Annotated in this window: 17 protein-coding genes; 5 read left to right on the top strand and 12 right to left on the bottom strand. The window is 65.0% G+C overall.

Annotated elements, in window-relative coordinates:
- Positions 1–41: 41 nt before the first annotated feature.
- From mrdA to CTR55_RS02980, 3 genes are all read right to left on the bottom strand, one after another.
- Positions 42–1,934 carry a penicillin-binding protein 2 gene (gene mrdA / locus CTR55_RS02970; RefSeq protein ID WP_296284055.1) on the bottom strand — a complete coding sequence of 631 codons (1,893 nt, stop codon included), beginning with the start codon at positions 1,932–1,934 and terminating at the stop codon, positions 42–44.
- Between the two features lie 331 nt (positions 1,935–2,265).
- Complete coding sequence (locus tag CTR55_RS02975) at positions 2,266–3,165, bottom strand: DMT family transporter (protein ID WP_296284056.1); 900 nt, start codon at positions 3,163–3,165, stop codon at positions 2,266–2,268.
- A 51-nt stretch (positions 3,166–3,216) separates the two neighbouring features.
- Complete coding sequence (locus CTR55_RS02980; RefSeq protein ID WP_296284057.1) at positions 3,217–4,479, bottom strand: FAD-dependent oxidoreductase; 1,263 nt, start codon at positions 4,477–4,479, stop codon at positions 3,217–3,219.
- A gap of 158 nt (positions 4,480–4,637) precedes the next feature.
- On the opposite strand from CTR55_RS02980, the gene CTR55_RS02985 reads away from it, so the two are divergent.
- The 4 genes from CTR55_RS02985 to CTR55_RS03000 all read left to right on the top strand — a co-directional run bounded on the left by CTR55_RS02985 (position 4,638) and on the right by CTR55_RS03000 (position 8,791).
- Complete coding sequence (locus CTR55_RS02985) at positions 4,638–5,546, top strand: LysR substrate-binding domain-containing protein (RefSeq protein ID WP_296284058.1); 909 nt, start codon at positions 4,638–4,640, stop codon at positions 5,544–5,546.
- Between the two features lie 71 nt (positions 5,547–5,617).
- Complete coding sequence (locus CTR55_RS02990) at positions 5,618–6,100, top strand: MarR family transcriptional regulator (protein ID WP_296284059.1); 483 nt, start codon at positions 5,618–5,620, stop codon at positions 6,098–6,100.
- A 160-nt stretch (positions 6,101–6,260) separates the two neighbouring features.
- Positions 6,261–7,475, top strand: a complete 1,215-nt coding sequence (gene mhpT / locus CTR55_RS02995; RefSeq protein ID WP_296284060.1) for a 3-(3-hydroxy-phenyl)propionate transporter MhpT — start codon at positions 6,261–6,263, stop codon at positions 7,473–7,475.
- Between the two features lie 62 nt (positions 7,476–7,537).
- Entirely contained in the window at positions 7,538–8,791 is a 1,254-nt protein-coding gene (locus CTR55_RS03000; protein ID WP_296284061.1) for a thiolase family protein, read from the top strand.
- A gap of 134 nt (positions 8,792–8,925) precedes the next feature.
- On the opposite strand, the gene CTR55_RS03005 is transcribed toward CTR55_RS03000, so the two are convergent.
- The 4 genes from CTR55_RS03005 to CTR55_RS03020 are packed head-to-tail and all read right to left on the bottom strand — an operon-like array spanning position 8,926 to position 12,859.
- The gene (locus tag CTR55_RS03005) at positions 8,926–9,705 is read right to left on the bottom strand and encodes a hypothetical protein (RefSeq protein ID WP_296284062.1); all 780 of its coding nucleotides are present in this window, start codon (positions 9,703–9,705) and stop codon (positions 8,926–8,928) included.
- A 2-nt stretch (positions 9,706–9,707) separates the two neighbouring features.
- Positions 9,708–9,941: a hypothetical protein gene (locus CTR55_RS03010; RefSeq protein ID WP_296284063.1), complete on the bottom strand. Its 234-nt coding sequence runs from the start codon at positions 9,939–9,941 to the stop codon at positions 9,708–9,710.
- 4 nt (positions 9,942–9,945) lie between these two features.
- On the bottom strand, positions 9,946–12,060 hold the full coding sequence (locus CTR55_RS03015; protein ID WP_296284064.1) for a lipase family protein: 2,115 nt from the start codon (positions 12,058–12,060) through the stop codon (positions 9,946–9,948).
- Between the two features lie 49 nt (positions 12,061–12,109).
- On the bottom strand, positions 12,110–12,859 hold the full coding sequence (locus CTR55_RS03020) for a hypothetical protein (RefSeq protein ID WP_296284065.1): 750 nt from the start codon (positions 12,857–12,859) through the stop codon (positions 12,110–12,112).
- 68 nt (positions 12,860–12,927) lie between these two features.
- On the opposite strand from CTR55_RS03020, the gene CTR55_RS03025 reads away from it, so the two are divergent.
- Complete coding sequence (locus tag CTR55_RS03025; RefSeq protein WP_296284066.1) at positions 12,928–13,305, top strand: hypothetical protein; 378 nt, start codon at positions 12,928–12,930, stop codon at positions 13,303–13,305.
- Between the two features lie 155 nt (positions 13,306–13,460).
- Here CTR55_RS03025 and CTR55_RS03030 read toward each other — a convergent pair whose 3' ends face one another.
- The 5 genes from CTR55_RS03030 to CTR55_RS03050 form a co-directional block, all read right to left on the bottom strand.
- Positions 13,461–15,317 (bottom strand): feruloyl-CoA synthase, encoded by a 1,857-nt coding sequence (locus tag CTR55_RS03030; RefSeq protein ID WP_296284067.1) that lies wholly within the window; start codon positions 15,315–15,317, stop codon positions 13,461–13,463.
- A 129-nt stretch (positions 15,318–15,446) separates the two neighbouring features.
- Positions 15,447–16,898 carry an aldehyde dehydrogenase gene (locus CTR55_RS03035; RefSeq protein WP_296284068.1) on the bottom strand — a complete coding sequence of 484 codons (1,452 nt, stop codon included), beginning with the start codon at positions 16,896–16,898 and terminating at the stop codon, positions 15,447–15,449.
- A 57-nt stretch (positions 16,899–16,955) separates the two neighbouring features.
- Positions 16,956–17,786 carry a p-hydroxycinnamoyl CoA hydratase/lyase gene (locus CTR55_RS03040; protein ID WP_296284069.1) on the bottom strand — a complete coding sequence of 277 codons (831 nt, stop codon included), beginning with the start codon at positions 17,784–17,786 and terminating at the stop codon, positions 16,956–16,958.
- Positions 17,787–17,852: 66 nt separating this feature from the next.
- On the bottom strand, positions 17,853–18,284 hold the full coding sequence (locus CTR55_RS03045) for an acyl-CoA thioesterase (RefSeq protein WP_296284070.1): 432 nt from the start codon (positions 18,282–18,284) through the stop codon (positions 17,853–17,855).
- Positions 18,285–18,528: 244 nt separating this feature from the next.
- A complete protein-coding gene (locus CTR55_RS03050) occupies positions 18,529–19,428 on the bottom strand; it encodes a transporter (protein WP_296284071.1) in 900 nt (299 codons plus the stop codon).
- Between the last annotated feature and the right edge of the window lie 37 nt (positions 19,429–19,465).

Consider the following 19,465-nt stretch of genomic DNA (forward strand, 5'->3'; position numbering starts at 1 on the left):
CAATGCCCCAGCCCGGCGCGCGGGCTGGGGCGCATCAGAGCTCAGGCGTGCTTGCCGGCCGTCGTTTCGACCGGGACTGCGTATTGCGGCTTGAGCTTGCCGTCCTGGTCGAGCAGCCAGGCATCCATGACCTCGCGTACCACCGGGCCGGCCACCCGCCCGCCGGCCTCGCCGTTCTCGATGGTCACCGAGACCACGATGGACGGATCGCTGGCCGGGGCGAAGCCGACGAACAGTGCGTTGTCGCGGTGACGTTCCTTGGTCTTCAGGCGGTTGTAACGCTCGCCCTGGCGGATCGCGACGATCTGCGCGGTGCCGCTTTTGCCGGCGATACGGTACTGCGCACCCTGCCCCGCGGCCCGCGCGCCGCCGCCCGGATCGTGCATGACCAGCTGCATGCCGTAGTTCACGGCGTCCCAGTCGTGGGGATTGTTCAGGTGAATGTCGGGCATTGGATGGGTATCGACGACGTCATCCCCACCCACCGACTCGGCCAGCCGAGGGCGATGCCAGACGCCCTTGCTGGCGATCAGCGAAGTCGCTTCGGCGAGCTGCAGCGGCGTGACCTGCATGTAGCCCTGGCCAATGCCGAGGATCACCGTTTCACCGGGGAACCAGGCCTGGCGCCGGGTGGCGCGCTTCCATTGGCGGGACGGCATCAGCCCGGGGGCTTCCGCCGTCATGTCGATGGACACCTTGCTGCCCAACCCGAAGCGGGTCAGGTAGTCGTGCAGGCGATCGATGCCGAGCTTGTGCGCGACCTCGTAGAAGTAGGTGTCGTTGGAGCGTTTGATCGCCGCATTCAGGTCCACCCAGCCATCGCCGCTGTGGTTCCAGTTGCGGTACTTGTGATCGTAGTTGGGCAGCTGGAAGTAGCCCGGATCGAAGACCCGCGTGGCCGGCGTGATGGTGCCGGTGTCCAGCCCGGCGATGGCCACCACTGGCTTGATGGTCGAACCCGGCGAATACAGCCCGCGCAGCGCCCGGTTGAACAGCGGCCGGTCGATGGAGTCGCGCAACTCGGCATACTGTGCCGAGCTGATGCCGTTGACGAACAGGTTCGGGTCGAATTGGGGGTTGCTTACCAGCGCCAGCACCTGGCCGGTGTTCGGGTCCAGCGCCACCACCGACCCACGGCGGTCGCCCAGGGCCTTCTCGGCGGCGAGCTGCAGGTCCACATCCAGCCCCAGCACGACGTTCTCGCCATCCACTGGCGGCACCTTTTTCAGCACCCGCATGACGCGGCCCTGGGCGTTGGTTTCCACTTCCTCGTAGCCCACATGGCCGTGCAGCTGTGGCTCGTAGAAGCGCTCGACGCCGGTCTTGCCGACGTACTCGGTGCCCCGGTACTCGGTGCTGTCGAGGCGAGCGGCCTCACGCTCGTTGATCCGCCCGACATAGCCGACCGAATGGGCGAAGTGCTCGCCGTAGGGGTAATGGCGGACGAACTCGGCGTCCACGTCGATCCCTGGCAGCTTGTAGCGATTGACCTCGATGAGGGCGATCTGCTCCTCGCTCAGGTCATGCAGGATAGTGACGGGTTCGAAGGGGTGGCGGCTCTTCTTCAGGGCCTTGTCGAACTGCAGGCGCTGCTCGGCGCCCAGGTGAAGAATATCGGTGACCTGGTCGAGCACCGCCTGGGCATTACCGGCACGCTCGCGGGTCAGGGTGAGGTTGAAGCTCGGCAGGTTTTCGGCCAGCACCTTGCCGTTGCGGTCGAAGATCAACCCGCGTTCCGGGGGAATCGGCAGGACGTGGATGCGGTTGTTTTCGGAGACGGTAGCGTTGGTCGCGTAGTCGGTGACCTGGAGGAAATACACCCTCGCTACCAGGGTCACGCTCATCAGGGCCACCAGCGCGCCGCAGGCGATCAGCCGGCGGTTGACCAGCGTCGCCTCCTGCTGGTGGTCCTTGAGTTTGATCGGATCGTGCATCGGGATTCCAGAAGGTCCCCATCGATCCAGCGAAAAGCGTTTCGCCCCTGCCGTGCAGGGGGGCTTTCCGATCGATGCGGCCTGTTTGCAGCAGAGTGGGAACGAAAGGAAGCGGGCATCGCCAGACGCGGGGGGCATCACGCGCCAGCTGGCATACCGGCGCGGCATGGTACCAGACTGGCGGGCCGGGTTCTGACCGGTAGTCGTAGCGTGGCCTTGGCTGCGGTGCCGATTCCGCCCTCGATGGGTGCGCAGCGCGGTAGGAAGCATCGCGGACAAAGTCCGCTCCTGCAGTGATACTCCAGCGCTCGGGCCTGCCCTCACCCCCGCATCACACCACCGCACCTTCCGCCGGCTGCTCCAGCACCGCCACGACCACGGCGCTGCCGACGATCAGCACGATGCCGAGCAACGACAGCAGGCTGAGCACCTCGCCCCAGATCAGGTAGCCGAACAGGCTCGCCCAGATGATGCTGGTGTAGGTGTACGGCGCCAGCGTGGCGGCATGGGCGCGGCGCACGGCGATGGTGAACAGCAGTTGGCCAAGGGTGGCGAGCAGGCCGAGGGCGAGCATCAGGCCCAGGTCCGGCAGGCTCGGCGTACTCCAGGAAAACGGCAGCGTGGCGCCGGTAACCAGGGTGCCGACCACGGTGAAGTACAGCACCGTGGTAGTGGAGTCGTCAGTCGCGCGAATGCGACGGATCTGGATCATCGACAGCGCCCCGAAGAAGGCGCTGGCGACCAGCAGCGCTGGCCCGAGCAGGCTGGCCTCGGCGTTGTCCGGCTTGACCACCATCAGCACGCCGAGGAAGCCCAGCACCGCCGCCAGGGCGTTACGCGGCAACAGGCGCTCGCCCAACAGCAGCGGCGCCAGCACAATCACCAGCAGCGCCTCGGAATAGGCGATGGAGATCGCCTCGCTCAATGCCATGTAGGGCAACCCGGCGAAGAACAGCGCGGAGGAGCCCAGCAGCGTCAGCGCGCGGATACTCTGCCCGCGCACGTCCAGCTGCCGCCAGCGCTGCACCAGCGGCCGGCCGCGCAGGCAGAGGAGAAACGCCGGCAGCACGCCGAAGGCCATGCGGAAGAAAGTCACCTCGTTGGCCGGGTACTTCAGCGCCACCACCTTGGCCAGCGCATCCACCACGGCGAAACAGAACATCGACAACAGCATCAGGCCCACGCTGCGCATGGCATGGCTGCGGGGGGCGACGAGGGTCAGCTGAGGCATGTCGTGTTCTCCATTTTTTCGGGGTGAATGTCCGCGCTGAATGCCAGTGCTTCAGCGCGAGCTGAAGCGGCTGGCGAGAAAGGGCGTCACCGGTACGCGGGTGAAGGTGTCGCTGGCCTGCTCGGCGAGCAGTTGGCCAGTGATCGCAGCAAGCGTCAGGCCGATGTGGCCGTGGCCGAAGTTGTAGAACACCTGCGGCAGGCGTCGGGACGGGCCGAGCACCGGCATGCTGTCCGGCACCGAGGAGCGGAAGCCCATCCACTGCGATACCGGCTCGTGCTGCAGGCGCAGGAAGCGCCGCGCACCACGGGTCAGGTAGCGGTAGCGCGCCGGGCTCGGCAGCGCCTCCAGCCCGGCGAATTCCACCGTGCCGGCCACGCGCAGGCCCTGGGCCATGGGCGTCATGTAGAAGCCGCCGGTACCCCAGCACACCGGGCGGTTGAGCACCTGCCCGGCGTGGCCAAAGAGCACGTGGTAGCCGCGCTCGGTGTCCTGCGGCACGGCATCGCCCAGCTGCTCCACCAGCGTGCGCGACCAGGCGCCGGTACACAGCGCCACGCGGTCGGCGGCCAGTCGTTCGCCGGTCGCCAGCTGTGCCTGCACCGCGTCCCTGCCCTGCCCCGCAGGTTCGAGGCCGAGCAGTTCACCACGGCGGAACTCGCCGCCCATGGCGAGGAAGCGCTCGAACAGACGCAGGCTCAGCGCATACGGATCGAGCGTGCGGCTCACGCCGGGTAGCTCAACTGCGCAACTTGCACGGGCATTGAGCGCCGGTTCCAGCTCGCGCAACTCGGGGCCCTCGACCAGACGGATCGGCACCTCGAAGCGCCGGTGGTAATCCACCATGGCCTGGGCGTCGCCCCGCTCGTGGGCTTCGAAGAGGTACAGCGAGCCGTCGTGGCGGATCAGGTCGTTGGCGCCGGCCTCGTCGAACAGCCCCTGCCAGGCGTCCATGCACGGGCGCAACAGGGTGTTGAGGTCGTGGCCGATGGCTTCCACCCGGTCACGCCGCGAAGCCGCCAGGAACCGCAACAGCCAGGGCGCGATACGCGGCAGGTAGGCCGGGCGGATCGCCAGCGGGCTGTCCGGGCGCAGCAACATGCCCGGCGCCTTGCGCCAGATGCCGGGGGTGGCCACGGGCTCCACCGAATAGGTGGCGAAGGTGCAGGCGTTGCCGAACGAGGTGGCGAGGCCCGGCGGATTGCGGTCCAGCAGGGTCACGCGGAAGTCGCGTCGTTGCAGTTGCAGTGCGGTAGCCAGGCCGACCACCCCCGCGCCGACCACCAGGGCGACCCTGCCGCCGTGATTGTTCATTGCCCGGCACTCCTTCACAATCCATGCGCTGGGCGTATCCAAGCGATTTCCCCGATGGCGCGTCATGAGCAGAATCTACGGGCAGCTGCGCCGGACGCACCAACGCTCATTTTTCATCCTTGTATTCCCATCTCGCATAGATCGCGCACGGAAGGTTCATGGACAAGCTGCTTCGCGTTCCCTCCCTGCAAGCCTTGCAGGCCCTGGTGCAGGTCGCCGAATCCGGCAGCTTCACGGCGGCCGCGCAACAGCTGCACCTGACCCAGAGCGCCATCAGCCGGCAGGTCCAGCAACTGGAGGAGTACTACCGCGTGTCGCTGTTCGACCGCACCAGCCGCAAGGTGGCGCTGACCGATGCCGGCCGCGAGGTGTATGCGGTGGCCGAAGGCATGCTCCAGCAACTGCTGCGCCTGGAGGAACGCCTGGCCCCGGCCTCGGCGGAACGCCCCTTCCGCATCCGCATCTTTGTCTCGCTGGCGGTACGCTGGCTGCTGCCGCGCCTGAGTTCCTTCTACAGCTGGCACCCGGAGCTGTGCCTGTCCATCGAGACGGTGGGTGGCGATGTGGTGGACGATGGCGGCGACTGCGACGCCTACGTGCTCTACCTGCCCAGCGGCAATGATCCGCAGGGCCGCACGCTGACGCTGCTGTACGACGAATACCTGATCCCGGTGTGTGCCCCGCGCCTGGACGACGGCCAGGCGCCGCCGCGCTCGCTGGAAGAGCTGGCCCGGCACGCGCTGATCCACGCCTCCACCGGCCGCCTGGAATGGCCACAGTGGTTGCGTGCGCAGGCCGATCCGCCGCCCACGCAGTTCAAGCACATGCTGTTCAACCTCGACGACCTGGCGCTGGACGCCGCCGCCCGAGGCCTGGGCGTGGCCATGACCGACCGCCTGCTGGCCCACGACGCCCTGCAGCGCGGCGACCTCATCGTGCCCTTTGGCGAAGCGCTGAAGACCGGTGGCCGCTACGCCTTGTGGCTGCGCGACAGCGGCGCTGCCCACCCGGCCTGCCAGGCGGTGCTGGACTGGTTCGAGGAGCAGCGCAGCCAGTTGGAATACTGAAGCGCTCTGGCCTGCCGGCAGAAGTAGTGCGACAATCGCCCGAATTAGTTAATAGAAGAAACCTTATTGCCATGACGAAGAAGAGCCGCGCCCCCGAGGGCGAAGAGGACCAGGGCGCAGGCGCCGCCGCGCCGGCCTCACCGCTGGACAACTACGTCGGCTATGCCCTGCGCCGTGCGCAGCTGATCGTCTTCCAGCACCTGGTGGACGAACTGGCGAAGTTCGACCTGCGCCCCGCGCAGTTCACCGCCCTGGCGATCATCGACAGCAATCCGGGGCTGATGCAGGCCGATCTGGCCCGCGCCCTGGGCGTGGAACCGCCGCAACTGGTGCCGCTGCTGAACAAGCTGGAAACCCGTGCCCTCGCAGTGCGCGTGCGCTGCAAGCCGGACAAGCGCTCCTATGGCCTGTTCCTCAGCAAGGCCGGTGAAACGCTGCTCAAGCAGCTCAAGGAAGTCGTCCTGCAGAGCGACTTCGATGCCACCTCCCGCCTCTCCGAGTCCGAGCGCGAACAGTTGCTCGCTCTGCTGCAGAAGATTCACGGCGCCGACTGACCCGGTCACCTGTCGCCCCCGCTACTGCGCTGCCGTCCACCGGCCCTGCCGGTGGACGGCGCATGCCGTTGACGAATGCATCCAAGCCTCCTAGGATCGGTAAATTAGTTAATTCAGTTAACTACATTGGCCGAACAACAACTAGAAGAGCATTCCCGGCATGAGCGATATCACCCCGCCTTCCGTGGCACGGCCCAGCGCCGCCACGCCTCTCACCATCCTGCTGTGCTTCATCGTCGCCCTGCTGGAGGGTATGGACATCCAGTCGGCGGGCATCGCCGGCCCAGGTATCGCCGCCCACTTCGGCCTGGACAAGGCGCAGCTCGGCTGGGTGTTCAGCGCCAGCATCCTCGGCCTGTTGCCCGGCGCCTTCGGCGGCGGCTGGCTAGCCGACCGCATCGGCCGCAAGCGTGTGCTGACGGTTGCCGTCGTCCTGTTCGGGCTGTTCTCCCTGCTCACCAGCCAGAGCTGGAACCTCGACAGCCTGCTGCTGGCGCGCTTCATGACCGGCCTGGGGCTGGGCGCCGCCCTGCCCAACCTGATCGCCCTCACCTCCGAGTCCGCCGGCAGCGACCGCCGCGCCACGGCGGTGAGCCTGATGTACTGCGGCGTGCCGCTGGGTGGTGCGCTGGCTTCACTGGCCGGGATGTTCGCCATGCCAGAGCGCTGGCAACTGGTGTTCCACCTCGGCGGCTGGGCGCCCTTGCTGGTGGCGCCACTGCTCTACCGGTATCTGCCGGAGTCCGCGGCCTACCAGCAGCAGGCCGATGATCGCCGGCGCCCGAGCATCGTCCAGGGATTGTTTCGAGCCGGCCAGGCGGTGCCGACGCTGCTGCTGTGGCTGAGCTGCTTCTTTACCCTGATGGTGGTCTACCTGTTGCTCAACTGGCTGCCGTCGCTGCTGATCGGCCAGGGCTTCAGCCGCCCGCAGGCCGGCAGCGTGCAACTGCTGCTGAACCTGGGCATGGCCCTGGGTTCGCTGCTGGCCGGGGTGCTGCTGGATCGCTGGCGGCCGGCCCTGCTGGTAGCGCTGATCTACGCCGGCATCCTCGTGGCCCTAGCCGCGCTGGGCTCCCTCGAAGGCTTTGCCGGCATGTTGCTGGCGGGCTTCGCCGCCGGCTTTTTCGTGCTCGCCGCGCAGCTGGTGCTGTATGCCCTGGCGCCGCAGTTCTACCCCGCCAGCGTCCGTGCCACCGGTGTCGGCTCGGCTGTCGCCGTTGGCCGCCTGGGGTCCATCGGCGGCCCTCTGCTGGCCGGGCAGATGCTCGCTAGCGGCAGCGGCACGGCAGGCCTGATGAGCCTTGCGGCGCCCGGCGTAGTAGTCGCAGCTGTGGGAATCATCTTGCTGCTGCGCCATCGATCAGCGCCCGAATAAATTCCAAGTACCTCCCAACGCCCGTGGGCGAGCCACGGGCAAATTCCTTCAAGGAAATCGCCATGAGCCTCCCCGGACTTTTCAGCGCCTTCGACGATGCCCTGCTCGTCGAAGCCGTACGCACTCCCTGGATCGACTATCGCGGCGCCCTCGCCGGCGTCTCACCCACCGACCTGGGCATCTTCGCCGGGCGCAGCCTGTTGCGCCGCAGCGCGCTGGACCCTGCCAGTATCGACAGCGTGCTGGCCGGCAACATGGCTCAGGCCAGCTTCGACGCCTACATGCTGCCGCGCCACATCGGCCTGTACTGCGGGGTGCCGCAACAGGTACCGGCGCTGGGCGTGCAGCGCATCTGCGGCACCGGCCTTGAGCTGCTGCGCCAGGGCGCCGAGCAGATCCAGCGCGGCCAGGCCGAAGGCGTTCTCTGCGTGGCCGCCGAATCCATGTCGCGCAACCCCATCGCCAGCTACAGCCATCGCAGCGGCTTCACCCTTGGCCAGCCGGTGGAGTTCAAGGACTTCCTCTGGGAAGCGCTGTTCGACCCGGCCGTCGGCCTGAGCATGATGCAGACCGCCGAGAACCTAGCCCGCCGCCACGGCCTGCGCCGCGAGGAGGTGGACGCCTATGCCCTTCGCAGCTTCCAGCGCGCCCTGCAGGCGCAGGCGGACGGCTGGTTCGCCGGGGAGATCGAGGAAGTGCGCGAGCAGACCTTCGAGCAAGCGGGCCTGGCGCCGCGCCACTTGAAGTTGTCCGGTCGCAATGCGCGAGCGGACCGGGACAGCCACCTTCGCGAAACTTCCATTGAGGCCCTGGCGCGCCTGGGCGCGATCTATCCCGAAGGCGTACAGACCGCCGGCAACAGCTGCGCGGTGGTCGATGGTGCGGCTGCGGCGCTGCTGATGTCAGCCAGCGCCGCAGCAGGTCGCCCAACCCTGGCACACCTGCGCGCAGCAGCGGTGGTCGGTGTCGATCCGGCGGTGATGGGCATCGGCCCGGCTCCGGCGATTCGCCTGCTGCTGCAGGGCAGCGGGCTGCGTCTGGAGCAGATCGGCCACTTCGAGATCAACGAAGCCCAGGCCGCCCAGGTGCTAGCCGTGCAGCGCGAACTGGAGCTGGACGACCAGCGCCTGAACCCGCACGGCGGCGCCATCGCCCTGGGCCATCCGCTGGCCGCCACCGGCCTGCGCCTGGCCCACACCGTCGCCCGGCAGATGGCTGCCAGCGGTCAGCGCTACGGCATCGCCTCGGCCTGCATCGGCGGCGGCCAGGGCATGGCCGTGCTGCTGGAAAACCCGCAGCCAACCGCTTGCAACTGATACCTGAGAAGCCAGCGCCAGCCTTCGCCCATACGAATGTCCCGCAGAAAACGGGCGCGCACTGGGCGCCCTCTGAAACCGGCCGTGCGGCTCAATTCACTCATGGCATGGTGCCGAACAAGCCGGGGAAAGGGTCAATGCTCTTGGCCCAGGCGGATGGCCTGGAGTTTGTCGAAGTCGGGCTCGCTGCTGCCGTCGGCGATGATGCTGCCGTCGGGGTAGGTAAATCTGGTGTAGTTACCCTTCTGTTTAACCTTTCCCTCTGCTGAGTAAACGACGCTTTCAGAATGTAGAGTCGGGATGAATTTCACCTCTTTTGCAGAAGGTGCTTTGAAGGTTAAGTAAATATCTCCTTCTCCCACTAAGCGTGCTTGTTTTTCATACCCCCCCAAGAAAGCTTCGCTCACCCATGGGTAATAATCCCTCTTAATCAATAAGTCACCGCTGATGATTTCGGTTCTATCGGGATAGGAGCGTTGCTGAGGTGGATTATCGTCGAACACTACAATTACTCCCCCGCCGCCTCCAGGTTTGACGATTTCCCCAAAACGCGCGGTATTTGAGTAGCGCACACCAAAAGTAACGTTGCTCAGATGCCACTGGCAGGAACCCCCGCCATTCCTGGCCAGCTTGGCTTCATACAGGTCGCTCTGTCCCTGGCGCTGTGGTTGCACTTCGATCGGATAGAACCCGTCTATCTCATAGGCAACGCCATCGGCTGACTCCTTGCTGGGGCATTTTGCCGAGCGGTACATCACCCGCATGCTGTCCGCCGCCAGGTCCTGCGGCACCTTGATGCTGATGGTCACCTGCTCGCCACCGGGGGCTGGGGCGAAGGTCGGTTGCTGCGCGCAGCCGCTGAGGCTGGCTAGCGCGAGCAGGGTGCCGCTGGCGCTATTGATCAGAAAGTTCATGCTCACTGGTCCTCTTCGTCGACACTATTGGGCAGCGTGATGCTCAGCTCGTCGGGGTGGCGGGTGGGGATGGCGCGGGTCATGCCGTGCTGGTCGGCCCCCCCTCGTAGACCTTGCGTTCGTGGGGGGGTGACGCGGTACTGCACAAAGGCGTACGGGCCACCATCGTGCTGGGTGACCTGGTAGGTCACCTGGTGTAGCGGGAACTGGCCGGGGTGGATCAGGATATTGCTCATGCCATCACTCCTCGGTCGGGCGCTTGCGGTAGATGTTTTCGGTGGGCTCGCCGACTGGTCGCTCCAGGCCGGCGAAGCGTTCGATCGCGTCGCCGCCGCCTTCCAGTTGTTCGGTCATCACCATTGCCTGGGGCAGTAACTGTTGCAGCGCGAGGAACAGCTCGTTGCGCTTGCGCTCCTCCTCGGGGCTTTTCGCAGACCCACTGGCCATCTGTTCCGTGAAGGCGGCGCGCTCATTCTTGCGCTCCAGCGGCAGGGTCGGGGCGCACAGCTCCAGCAACTGGTTGTGCAGGAAGGGCAGGTACTGCGAACTCATGAAGTGGTCCTTGGCGCTGACGCGATGGGAACCGGTTTCCGGGTTGCTGTAGGGTGGGAAGTACTGCTTCAGGCTGTCCCGCGACAGCGACTGAATGAAAGCCTTTTGCTGCTCGTTGGCGTACCGGCTCTTCTCGTCACTCAGGCTGGGCACCAGGTAGAGCTTGGTGATTTTCGCCAAGCGCCGGGTCAGTACGCGTTGTTGCGGCATGCGCGGGCCGTCATTGCCGCCCTGGACGGCGGGTTGTGTGTCGTTGCTTTGCATCGTCTGCTGGGCGGTGAAGAACAGCACCGGGTTGCCGTGGTGCCAGTACGGGTCGCCGAACTCCACGATCTTGCTGGCCAGCAGCTCGCCGGTGGACCACAGGTAGCCCAGGTCCGGCCCCAGCGGGCCGAGCGCCTGGTACAGCCAGTTGTCCAGCTCGGCTTCCGGCGGCACGCAGGGGATCAGGTCGGCGTCGTTGATATGGCGGTAGTGTGTGAAACGCAAGTTCTGCATGGCCATGGCGGTGAAGGTGCGCGGCATGCCGTAGGTGTAGAGCAGGGGATCGCGGTCCCTCAGTTCAGCCGAGTGGATCAGACCCAATGCGCCGCCCAGGCTGTGGCCGCAGATGAATAGTTCTTTGTTAAATGCTTGGTCCTTTATTTTGATAAACCGATCAACAAAGAGCTTTTTCGCCACCTCAAACCCTTGTAGGAACCCGAAATGCACCTTGCCCTTGTTGGTCAGTTGAGTGCAGGGCGCCTTGGTTTCGCAGCGCGTGCCATCAGCCAGCACCGGCTGGTACTGCGCATCGGTCAGCCAGTCCCAGAACTCCGAGGTACCGCGCCAGGCCACCAGCAGTTGGGTCTTGTTGCTGACATAGAACAGTTGGGTGTCCTCGATGATGCGGAAGGGAATATTGGGCTCTCCCTTGGGCACCGACACCGTGCGCGCATCCAGCATCACTGCCGTGGTGTAGCGCTCGCTGAAGGGCACATCCACCACCAGCGCCGCTAGCCAGAGGCCGCCGGGCGTGGGGGGCGGGAAGGCCGGCGTTCGAGAGAGATCCAGGCATTGCCGGAAGAAGAACTCCTCTACCGAGCCTCTCAATTCGTTAGGCGGTCTCGGACGCTCGCGGCTGCGCTCCTTGAAGGTCGCGTCGGAGTAGGAAAGGTCCGCCATCAGGCCCAGGTTGTAGGCATTGGCCATGCTGTATTCGGGCTGGTGGTGCAACACCAGGTTCCAGGCGCGGAAGGGGCAGATTTCCAGCACATGGCGGCGGTTCAGTGCCTCAGCTGCAACGGTAAAGCCGCTGAACTTGGGATCAGGGAAGTGGAAGGCCGGGGGCTGTTCATCGGTCCAGTCGGAGTCGATAAGTGGAAGGCGGTCGCACAATTGGCCAATGCGCAGGTAATGGTGGGCATAACCAGCTTTCCGCGCCTGTTTTTCCGCTGGTGAGTCCGGTGCTGGCGGGCCGTAGCTATAGGCGTACACCGGCTCCCGAAGTTTTTCCCCACGCGTGGCGCGCAAGCGGCGGGTCTGCATGACCTCCGCCAGCGGGTCCGCAGATAGCCACAAGGTCACGGCAATGGGATGGAGGCCCTCCAGGCGGATCACCCCTTTGGCATCGCTTTGGCCGCTGAACTCGGGGATCAATCCGCAGCGCGTTGCCTCGTTGCTCGCTCGATAAGGTTGGTGCGGCAGCGGGTCGCCTTGTTCGTCGAGCAAATGGAATTCCAGCCAGTGGCGAATCTGCGTGCCACGAACGATGACTGTTTTGACTGCGCAGATGGTATCAGTGCGATGGGTATATTCAGACATAAGAGATCATCCCTGTGTACATTTTTAATTCCTAAATTAATCTTTTTGACTAGTTGCTCATTTTTATAAAGCTTGGTCCTGATCTCGTTTTTATAGTATCGCCGTTCGGATATGTGTATTGTGGAATTTCATCTTTGTTTTTGGTTTTTGGGCCTTGTGAGTAAAGGGTCTTGTTGGAGTGAAACGTTGGCTTGAAAGTTATTGTCTTGGCATTTATTGATTTGTAGGAGAAAACATCTTGCCTCCCTAGTATTATTATTCTTTTTTTGTAACCACCCAGAAAGCTTTCGGATACCCACGGGTAGTATTCTTTTTCTATGGTTATATCTCCGCTCTGCTCTGTGATACGCTCCATGCTTCTTCTTTGAGGGAGGTTGTCGTCAAATATGACTATTACCCCGCCACCCCAGGCATACTCGGCGTCCAAGCCAAACTGTGCCGTATTCTCGTAGTGCACCCCAAAGGTCACGTTACTTAGTTTCCATTGGCAGGCACCGCCGCCGTCCCTGGCCAGCTTCGCTTCGTACAGGTCGCTCTGCCCCACCTGCCGGGGCTCCACGTCAATAGGGTAGAACCCGTCTATCTCGTAGGGCACGCCATCGGCGGATTCCTTGCTGGGGCACTTGGCCGAGCGGTACATCACATGCATGGTGTCCGCCGCCAGGTCCTTGGGTACTTTCACGGTGACCGTCACTTGCTCGCCATTGGGCGGAGGCGAGAAAACAGCAGTCTGCGCACAGCCGCTGAGGCTGAAAGACAGAAGTACTGTCGCTGCACTTCTTGCAATCGCTAACTTCATCTAAAACTCCTGAAAACCATCCAAAGTCGCCATATAGAGCCGGGCATGAATTAATCACTGAAAATGGCGTGAGCACTGATCCAGACCTTTCCCCGAAAAACCCCGGAGAAAGCATCCACCACAAAGGAAAACGAAACACTTATAAAACAAAGCGAAATACTCATACCGCAGACACCCTTCACAGGCCCCAGTCAGTGATCATAAAAACCCGCCAGCGCACCCTGACAGGAGCAAAATGGGCCGCGAACAATCATTGCAAACAAGGATGCGTAACCGGCAGTTTCGGAGAAGAGCAAGGACATCGCAGAGGGTTTAATAACCTTGATCACCCAATGTTGACCCAAGCACCTAATCGCTGGCCCGCATGGTGTGAATTGAGCCGAATAAATAACGCGGAAGTTCATCAAGCAGGCATCCTTGTCGGCAAAGAGCCTGCTTTTAACTGATTCAGTAGCCGGGCCGCGATAGGCTGCATCTGAATTGCGTTGGCGAATCGGCGTCAGCTTTTGCTGTCAGCCATATCCAGCCGCGCTGTGGCTTGTACTGAATAAAAAACGGGCCACCCTGCTTGCACAGAGTGGCCCGTTCGTTTGAAGCCAACTCAGGAAGCGCTGATCGCCCTCGGGTCTTCGCCGCGGTACAGACGCTCGATCAGCTCGGCGCGCGAAGCGAGGATGGCACGCTGGTTCAGCGAGCCCTTGTCGGTGATTTCGCCCTTGTCGATCGAGGGTGCCTCATCCAGCAGCGCGACCCAGCCGAAGAAGTTGGCGTTGCCGGTGGCCTGCAGGTTGAGCTGCGCCAGCCAGTCGGCGAACCAGGCACGCACCCGCTCGCTGCCCAGCACCTCGGCATCGCTGGCCTGCGCCCCCAGGCCGGCCAGCGAGCGGCATCCGGCCAGACGCGGGAACACCAGCAGCGCCAGGCCGGGGCGATCCGGCGCCAGCAGCACCACGTCCTGCACATAGCGCGAACCGGCCAGCACGGCGCGGGTGCGCAGCGGCCCGACGTTGACGAATACCCCGGAGGACAGCTTGAAGTCCTCGGCCAGGCGGCCGTCGAACATCAGCCCCAGCTGCGGGTTGCTCTCGTCCGCCAGGCGCAGCGCGTCGCCGGAGCAGTAGTAGCCCTCCTCGTCGAAGGCTTTGGCGTTCTGCTCGGGGTTGCGCCAGTAGCCGCGCATCAGGTTCGGCCCGCGGTAACGCGCTTCCAGCTTGCCTTCCACCGGCACCAGCTTGACCTCGCAACCGGGCGCCGGCAGGCCGACATAGCCGGCCACCGACAGCGGCCCGGTGGTGAAGGTGCAGGACGGTGCCGCCTCGGTCATGCCCAGGCCGGCCATCATGCGGATGCGCTCGCCGCAGTGGGCTTCGGCCAGTCGGTCGAGGCGATCCCAGATGTCCTGGGACAGCCCGGCAGCGGCGAAGAAGAACAGCCGGATATCGGCGAAGAAGCGCTCGCGCAGTTCAGCATCGCGCTCCAGCGCACTGGCCAGCTCCTCCCAGCCACGGGGCACGGTGAGGTAGGCCGTTGGCGAGATTTCCTTGAGGTTGCGCAGGGTCTCGTCGAAGCCCTGCGGCGTCGGCCGGCCGTCGTCGATATAGAAGCTACCGCCGTTATACAGGGCGATACCCAGGTTGTGGCTGCCGCCAAAGGTGTGGTTCCACGGCAGCCAGTCCACCAGCACCGGCGGTTGCTGGGCGAACTCGGGGAAGGTCTGCAACAGCATCTGCTGGTTCGCACAGAGCATCCGCTGAGTGGTCGGCACCGCCTTGGGCAGCTTGGTCGAGCCAGAGGTGAAGAGGAACTTGGCAATCGTCTCGCCATCGGTGGCGGCGAAGGCGGCGTCCGCTGCGCCGCAATCCGGCGCGTCCAGCAGTTCGTCGAAGGTACGGCAACGCCTGCCCGGCACTTCACCACGGCCGAACAGCAGCGGCAGCTCAGCATCCAGCACCGCCTCGATGGCGCGGGCGAAGGGCCTGGCATCGGCGGCGAACACCAGCCCCGGCTGCAGCAACTGGACGATGTGGCGCAGCTTGGCGAAGTCCTGGGAGACCAGCGAATACGCCGGCGACACCGGGCAATAGGGAATCCCGGCGTACATCGCGGCGAAGGCCAGTTGCAGGTGTTCAAGGTCGTTGCCCGACAGGATCAGCAGCGGCCGCTCCGGCCCCAGCCCATAGGCCAGCAGGTTCTCGGCGATGCGGCGGGTGCTGTCGAGCATCTGCGCGTAACTGATACGGCGCCACTGGCCCGAGCCGTCGCGGGCGGCGACGAAAGTCTGTTGCGGGCGCTCGGCAGCCCAGTGCTGCAAGCGCTCCAGCAGGCGCTCGGGCAGCGGCGCGAGGGCCTCGCGAGCGCGCAGGTAGAGGGTGCCGTCAGCCTCGCGGCGGACCTCCACCTGAGGATGACCGATAGCGACCCGCCGATATCCCGGACGGGCGTTGGATGCGACATTCATGGGAGCGTCTTCCGTAAAGGCACGCCACCGCGCCCAGCGGCACGGTGGCGGGAATATTGTTCTTGTTCTGCCCGGCGTCCTGCCGGGCAATCGTATCCGCAGCCCGGATCGGCGGCTCAGATCGGCGGCTCAAATGGGATAGTGGCGCGGCGTGGTTTGCAGGGTGATCCAGCGCAGCTGGGTGAAGTGGTCGATGGCGGCACGGGAGCCGAAGCTGCCGTAGCCGCTGGCCTTGACCCCGCCGAAGGGGATCTGCGCCTCGTCGTGCACGGTCGGCCCGTTGATATGGCAGATGCCCGACTCGACGCGCCGCGCCAGGTTCAGCGCGCGCGCCTGGTCGCGGCTGAAGATCGCCGCCGACAGGCCGTACTCGCTGTCGTTCGCCACCCTCAGGGCTTCCTCGTCACCATCCACCCGGATCACCGAGAGCACCGGGCCGAAAGATTCCTCGGCGTACAGGCGCATCTGTGGCGTCACCCCGTCGAGCAGCGCCGGCTGCATCACCGCGCCCTCGAAATCGCCACCGCAGAGCAGGCGTGCGCCCTTCTCCAGCGCGTCGTCGATCAGCCCACGAATGCGCCGGGCCGAGGCGGCATCCACCAGGCTGCCGAGTACCGAAGCCGGGTCGGTAGGGTGGCCGGCGCGCAGGCTGGCGGTCTTCTTCGCCAGGCGTTCGACGAAATCGTCGGCGACGCGCCGGTCGACGATCAGCCGCTCGGTGGACATGCAGATCTGCCCCTGGTTGAAGTAGCCACCGAAGGCTGCCGCCTCGACGGCTGCATCCAGGTCGGCGTCGTCCAGCACCAGCAGCGGCGCCTTGCCGCCCAGTTCCAGCAGAGCCGGCTTGAGGTGGCGCGCGCACAGCTCGCCAATGACACGGCCGACGCGGGTCGAGCCGGTGAAGTTGACGCGCTTCACCGCCGGGTTGGCGATCAGCCGTTCCACCAGCACGGCGGCATCTTCCGGGGCATTGCTCAGGACGTTGACCACGCCATCGCCCACGCCCGCGTCGTGCAGCACCTGGCCGATCAGCCGGTGTACCGCCGGGCATTGCTCGGAAGCCTTGAGCACCACGGTATTGCCGCAGGCCAGCGCCATCGCCAGGGCGCGCGTGGCGAGAATCACCGGAGCGTTCCAGGGAGCGATGCCGAGCACCACGCCAGCCGCCTGGCGCATGGCCATGGACAGCGAGCCGGGCACATCGGAGGGGATCACCTCGCCGAGAATCTGCGTGGTCATGCCGGCGGCCTCGCGCAGGATGCCGGCGGCCAGGTGCACATTGAAACCGTACCAGTTGGCCATGGCGCCGGTTTCCCGCGCGCCGGCGGCAACGAACTCGGCGCTGCGCGCTTCCATCAGCCGCGCGGCTTCCAGCAGGCGCGTGCGGCGCTCGCCGGGGCCGAGCGCCGACCAGGCGGGAAACGCCGCAGCGGCGGCGGCCACGGCGGCATCGGCATCGTCCAGGGTAGCGGCGGCGGCGAGGCTGGCGGGCTCACCGGTCAGCGGGTCGAGCCGGGTGAAGGTGCGGCCATCGCTGGCAGGCAAGGCGCGGCCGCCGATCAACAGCGAGACGGGGTTCATGCAGCGGTTCCTCTTGTCATTGTTCTGGCCGCGGAGCGTGGGCCCCGCGGTGGCTGTTCAGCGGCGGTAGGCTTCCAGGCCCGGCTTGATGCTCTTGTCGTCGAGGAACTGCTTCAAGCCCTGCTCGCGGCCATGTTCCGGGTCACGCAGCTGGGCCTGGTCGAGCTTGGCGTAGAGGTAGTCTTCGCTCTGCTCCCAGGTCAGCTCGCGGCAACGCTTGAAGCCGTTCTTCGCCGCGCGCAGCACCACCGGGTTCTTGTCCAGCAGGTCAGCGGCCAGTTCCAGCACCGCATCGCGCAACTCGGCCAGCGGCACGCTGCGGTTGACCAGGCCCATCTGCGCGGCCTTGCGGCCGTCGAAGGTCTTGCCGGTCATGATGTAGTACAGCGATTCGCGGTGGCCCACGGTGTCGGCCATGGCCTTGCTCACCAGGTTTCCCGGCGGGATGCCCCAGTTGATTTCCGACAGGCCGAACACCGCTTCGTCCGCAGCGATGGCCAGGTCGCAGGCCACCAGCGGGCTGAAGCCGCCGCCGAAGCACCAGCCGTTGACCATGGCGATGGTCGGTTTGGAGTACAGGCGCAGCAGCTTCCACTGCCACTCGGAGGCGTCGCGGCGGATGCGTTCCTGGAGGATTTCCGGGCCGGCATCCACTTCGCGGAAGTATTCCTTGAGGTCCATCCCCGCCGTCCACGCGCTACCGGCGCCGGTCAGCACCAGCACACGGGCGTCGGCATCCTGCTCGACGGTTTCCAGCACGTCGCGCATTTCGCGGTTGAGCGTGGGGCTCATGGCGTTGCGCTTTTCCGGACGGTTCAGGGTGACCCAGGCGATGCCGGCATCCACTTCAACGGTAACGGTCTGCCAGCGGCCTTCGTACTTGTTCATGTCTCACCTTTTGCTCTTGTTGTGCTTGGTGGAAAACAAGCTATGCGGGAATTTTAGTTATGTCAATTAACTATTATCGCAAGTCAACAGCACCGCCATGAGCCGTTCGCGCACGAGAGGAGCAATCGGCTCGGCGCGCAGAACACCCGCTTCGTCTCGCGCCCAGACACGCTCGTCATGCCCTTCCACGCGCAGCTCGCCGTCGGCGCCACGCAGCCGGTGGCGCAGCCCGAAGCTGCTACGCCCGAGGCGCACCAGGTTGGTTTCAATGGACAGAAGATCGCCGAACCGGCTGGGCCTGAGAAATTTCGAGCGAGTCTCCAGCATCGGCCAGCCGAGGATGCCGTGGCGCTTCATGGCCTCGCTCAGGGGCACGCCGAGACCGTCGAAGAAGGCATCGGTAGCGCGGTTGAAGTAGGCGAAGTAGTTCGGGTAGAAGACGATCCCAGCCGGGTCACAGTCGCCCCAGCTGATCTCGACATGGATGACGCTGGTCATGTTGCCGCTCTCGTTATCATGAGATTTAATTAACATGATTAACGATATGATCGAGCCTCAGCCACGTCAACGGTAGCATCAATATCAGCTCAGGGCGTCAGACCGTCGTACAAGGCCTGAGGCAGCTGGCGCACCTGCAAGTCACCCGGCCAGCCCCCTCGAACTCGCACCACCGGACTCCGTACTGCTCCGGCTTGAAGGCGGCGAACCCGCCGCACTTCAGGTTGCAGCGTGGCGGGGACCGTCAGAACGGCACGGTCAGCTTGACCCAGTACGCGTCGCCCTGGGCGCGGTTGCGCACCTCGGTTTCCTTCGACCACTTGGCGGTGACGAACCAGCCGTCGTTGCCGCTGTATTTGATCGACGGGCCGACGGCGAAGCTGCGGCCCTTGTTGTCCTCGATGCGCTCGCCGTCCTGGCGGTCATCCGTAGTCTGCCGGTAGTAGTAGCCGCCCAGGCCGGCCACCCAGCCATTGCCAAAGCCCCAACCCACCGCGTAGTCGACATGGAATTCCTGCCCCGAGCGGTAATCGGTGTCGGGGTTCTTGCGGTTGAAGTCGTACATCACCTTGGCGTCGGCATTGAGCCCGGCGGGGTCGACGTAGGTCATCGCATACACCGGCTCGAACACCCAGTAGTTGCGGCCGGGGTTGGCCAGGTCGTTTTTATCGTAGCGGCCGGTGGGGGCGATCATGTCGAAGGCCAGGATGCTGTGGAACTTGTCGCTGTGGTGGAAGCCCAGGGCCGGGCCGAAGATCGCGTCGCCCAGCCCGCTGTTGCGCTGCGACTGGCCATTGAGCTTCACCTTCACGTCCACCAGCGGGACGATGGCGTGCAGCGCGAAGCTGCCGCCCAGCAGGCTGTAGTCGCTGACCCAGATCAGCCGGGGAACGATGGCGTTGGCGCGCACGCTGAAGTCCACCGGCAGCTTTTCGCCGTCATTGCCGCGCAGGTTGTCGGCCTCGTAGTGGTTGACGAACAGCTGACCGTAGAAGCCCGGCGGTGGCATCGCGCCGGACATGTAGTTCTCCGCGCCCAGCGGGTAGGACGTGCCACCGCCCTCGGTGGCGTGGGACAGGTTGGCGGCGCCGAACAGCGTGGCGCAGGCAGTGAGGCGGAGCAGGTTCGCAAGGGTGGGAGTCATCGGGTCAACCTTTGTTGTTGTTATCGGTCGGGCGCAC

This window comes from Pseudomonas sp. (genome assembly GCF_002796985.1).
Classification (GTDB): domain Bacteria; phylum Pseudomonadota; class Gammaproteobacteria; order Pseudomonadales; family Pseudomonadaceae; genus Pseudomonas.

What these genes read in the sequence shown, in the direction of transcription:
- CTR55_RS02990 (WP_296284059.1), top strand. Translation starts at nt 5,618, where the DNA reads ATGACGAAGAAGAGCCGCGCCCCCGAGGGCGAAGAGGACCAGGGCGCA.
- CTR55_RS03040 (WP_296284069.1), bottom strand. Translation starts at nt 17,786, where the DNA reads ATGAACAAGTACGAAGGCCGCTGGCAGACCGTTACCGTTGAAGTGGAT.
- CTR55_RS03015 (WP_296284064.1), bottom strand. Translation starts at nt 12,060, where the DNA reads ATGTCTGAATATACCCATCGCACTGATACCATCTGCGCAGTCAAAACA.
- CTR55_RS02985 (WP_296284058.1), top strand. Translation starts at nt 4,638, where the DNA reads ATGGACAAGCTGCTTCGCGTTCCCTCCCTGCAAGCCTTGCAGGCCCTG.
- CTR55_RS03050 (WP_296284071.1), bottom strand. Translation starts at nt 19,428, where the DNA reads ATGACTCCCACCCTTGCGAACCTGCTCCGCCTCACTGCCTGCGCCACG.
- CTR55_RS02975 (WP_296284056.1), bottom strand. Translation starts at nt 3,165, where the DNA reads ATGCCTCAGCTGACCCTCGTCGCCCCCCGCAGCCATGCCATGCGCAGC.
- mhpT (WP_296284060.1), top strand. Translation starts at nt 6,261, where the DNA reads ATGAGCGATATCACCCCGCCTTCCGTGGCACGGCCCAGCGCCGCCACG.
- CTR55_RS03000 (WP_296284061.1), top strand. Translation starts at nt 7,538, where the DNA reads ATGAGCCTCCCCGGACTTTTCAGCGCCTTCGACGATGCCCTGCTCGTC.
- CTR55_RS03010 (WP_296284063.1), bottom strand. Translation starts at nt 9,941, where the DNA reads ATGAGCAATATCCTGATCCACCCCGGCCAGTTCCCGCTACACCAGGTG.
- CTR55_RS03035 (WP_296284068.1), bottom strand. Translation starts at nt 16,898, where the DNA reads ATGAACCCCGTCTCGCTGTTGATCGGCGGCCGCGCCTTGCCTGCCAGC.
- mrdA (WP_296284055.1), bottom strand. Translation starts at nt 1,934, where the DNA reads ATGCACGATCCGATCAAACTCAAGGACCACCAGCAGGAGGCGACGCTG.
- CTR55_RS03020 (WP_296284065.1), bottom strand. Translation starts at nt 12,859, where the DNA reads ATGAAGTTAGCGATTGCAAGAAGTGCAGCGACAGTACTTCTGTCTTTC.
- CTR55_RS03045 (WP_296284070.1), bottom strand. Translation starts at nt 18,284, where the DNA reads ATGACCAGCGTCATCCATGTCGAGATCAGCTGGGGCGACTGTGACCCG.
- CTR55_RS03005 (WP_296284062.1), bottom strand. Translation starts at nt 9,705, where the DNA reads ATGAACTTTCTGATCAATAGCGCCAGCGGCACCCTGCTCGCGCTAGCC.
- CTR55_RS02980 (WP_296284057.1), bottom strand. Translation starts at nt 4,479, where the DNA reads ATGAACAATCACGGCGGCAGGGTCGCCCTGGTGGTCGGCGCGGGGGTG.
- CTR55_RS03030 (WP_296284067.1), bottom strand. Translation starts at nt 15,317, where the DNA reads ATGAATGTCGCATCCAACGCCCGTCCGGGATATCGGCGGGTCGCTATC.